General features: G+C 37.0%; 5 protein-coding genes. All 5 read left to right on the top strand.

Annotated features, from left to right (window positions below):
* Window positions 1–904: hypothetical protein (locus CYO90_RS10235; protein WP_181000227.1), on the top strand; the 904-nt coding region annotated here is incomplete at its 5' end.
* A 3-nt stretch (window positions 905–907) separates the two neighbouring features.
* Window positions 908–1423 carry a hypothetical protein gene (locus CYO90_RS06370; protein ID WP_103578893.1) on the top strand — a complete coding sequence of 172 codons (516 nt, stop codon included), beginning with the start codon at window positions 908–910 and terminating at the stop codon, window positions 1421–1423.
* Window positions 1416–1802, top strand: a complete 387-nt coding sequence (locus CYO90_RS06375; RefSeq protein ID WP_103567420.1) for a DUF1353 domain-containing protein — start codon at window positions 1416–1418, stop codon at window positions 1800–1802. Before CYO90_RS06370 ends, CYO90_RS06375 begins: the two co-directional genes overlap by 8 nt.
* Complete coding sequence (locus CYO90_RS06380) at window positions 1789–2142, top strand: hypothetical protein (RefSeq protein WP_103578894.1); 354 nt, start codon at window positions 1789–1791, stop codon at window positions 2140–2142. Before CYO90_RS06375 ends, CYO90_RS06380 begins: the two co-directional genes overlap by 14 nt.
* Window positions 2132–2314 (top strand): hypothetical protein, encoded by a 183-nt coding sequence (locus CYO90_RS06385; RefSeq protein ID WP_103578895.1) that lies wholly within the window; start codon window positions 2132–2134, stop codon window positions 2312–2314. Before CYO90_RS06380 ends, CYO90_RS06385 begins: the two co-directional genes overlap by 11 nt.
* Window positions 2315–2482 lie beyond the last annotated feature (168 nt).

Consider the following 2482-nt stretch of genomic DNA (forward strand, 5'->3'; position numbering starts at 1 on the left):
AGGTTGCGGCTTCACTAAGCCTCGTTTTGAGAAAGATACAAGTATATCAGGAGTTAGTGCTTACTTACTAGACTTAACCCCTTCTCAACAAATACGTATTTCAAAAAATGAGATAAAAAGCCTCTTGATACCAAAGGAGCTAGAAGATACTTATTCAAAATATGTTTATATCTATTTTGCATTAAACTACCGCTTCTTTTCAGAAAATAGTACGCTATGGTGGGAGGACGTAGGGACTACTACTAGCTCTAAAATAATATCTCACGTTTGGAAAAACAATGATAAGTTTTATACTTATAACAGGGGAAAGACTACGCTCATAACTGGGAACATAAGTGCAATGACCTTTCAGTATCCTTATGAGGTTGCTAACGGTGTTTTACCTACTATGATACTAGAGGCATCTCTTCATACCCCTTTAGGAATAAGAGATCGCCTTGTCTTTAAGCTTAACCGAGAAACCCTTTTAGACACAAACACCAACTTTAACTTAATATTCAGAAGAGGAAACAACGGATTGGATAACTATACTGAAGCAAAAGGTAATGGTGCTTTGTTTGGAAATGCCTACTTTGTTGGAGAAGTTTTAAGTAAAGCCTTTACCATCTCTCAGGGAAATAGAGAGAAAGAGGTAGTGCTTGGTAAGTGGGATGATAGCCTAATAAATAAAAAAGCATCAATAACATTTATTGGGAGAGCGCCAACCTCATTAGAGACTTTTATAAAAGAGGAGCAAGCCCCCTCTACTGCTCTGTATGAGGATAGCTCACTTAAGAGAACGAGAGAAGCCACTTTATTTAAAAAAGAAGACAAGCTTGTTTGTTTGATGAAAACTAATGTAACTAGGGGTACTTCTTATAGTACGGAAGATACCGAAGTAATGGAGATTAGAATAATAGGATAGGTAATGGAACTATATAACATAAAAGAAGGGATTGTTGAGAACAAACCTTATATTACAACCTCTGAGGGTACTCTTTATACTAGCTTTCTAAGCAAAGAAGAGCTTAAAAAGCTAGACTACTTAGTAGTAAGCTATGATGAATACCCTGTAAATACTGATGAGTTTCAAAAAGTAGTCCAAGCTTCTATGATTGATGATGATGTCTATAAGGTCTCATACAAGATAGTAAGCAAGAACCTAGAGGAACTTACAGCACTTTTTAAAGAAAAAACCCAGCAACTCCTAGATGCTAAGGCAAGGGAGAAAGGGTATGACGACATACTCTCTGCTTGCTCTTATGCAGGCTATGACAATGACTTTAGAGCAGAAGGGGAAGCCTTTGGTATTTGGAGAGCTAAGGTGTGGAAGTATGGCTATGGCTTGCTAAATGCTATTGCTGAGGGTAAGCATAAGATGCCTAAGAGTTTTGATGAGATTTTAGCAGAGATGCCAACACTTGAGGAGGTGCATAATGGCTGAGAAGTTACAAAGAATAGTAGTTAAGCCTTTTGGTAAGGATAACTTTGAGACAGCTAGTCCGTTTAAGTATAAAGACATAGACATACCTGTGGGCTACATAACAGACGGTGCAAGTATCCCTAGAATATTTTGGTGGATGTTTGAGCCTTATAGCCCTGAGTATCTAACAGCCTCTGTGATACACGATTACTTAACAGATGATGCCTTAAGACTTTATATAAAGCTAGGCAACAATAGTGATTTTAAAGTAGCTGATGATACCTTTAGGGAACTCTTGGAGCTCTTAGGTGTATCTAAATGGAAGATACTGCTTTTCTATTACAGCGTAAGAGCCTATCACATAATCAAATATGGGAGGGATACAAGTGCTAAGTCCTAGTTTATATCTTAGTGGCTTCTTGCTGCTTACTACTTTGTTTCTAGGGTATAGGTATCAAAGCTTAGATAATGAGCTTAGCGTTACAAGAGCTAATCTAAAGGCTAGCGATGAGATGAACCTTAGACTTAAGGATGAGATAAACGAGCAAGATAGGCTTATCTCTCTTAAGCTTGATACCATTGAAAAGGTCAGCAGGCAAAAACAAATAATAGAAATAAAGGCTAGTAAAGTCAAAGAAAGGGTGCAAAATGAGGACAAAAAGGATATGTCTAATGCTCTTGACATCAGCGTTTCTTATGTGCTTGATGGGTTGCGAAAGCAAGCAGGCAGTGCTAAATAAGTATGACAAGATACCAAGCTACCTATTACAAGCCCCTATGATAGCAGATAGAAATGTAACAAACCAAAGCGAAGCAGGGGTGCTGCTAATAGATGTTTATAGTGGTTATGAGAAGTGTATAGGACAGCTAGAGGACATAAAAAAGTATGAAGCAAAAAGAGATAGACAATAAAAATAAGGGTGTGTAAATGGAACGAATAATAAAGAGAACTAAAGCCTTTTGGCTAAATAAGATGGTTGTAATAGAAATAATATTATCCGTCTTAATAATGTATGTTTTTACCTATAAATTTTAAAAAAAAGGGGCTAGGTAATGGATGATCTTATGGATAGGCTAGGC

Source organism: Campylobacter concisus, assembly GCF_002913745.1.
Classification (GTDB): Bacteria; Campylobacterota; Campylobacteria; order Campylobacterales; family Campylobacteraceae; genus Campylobacter_A; species Campylobacter_A concisus_R.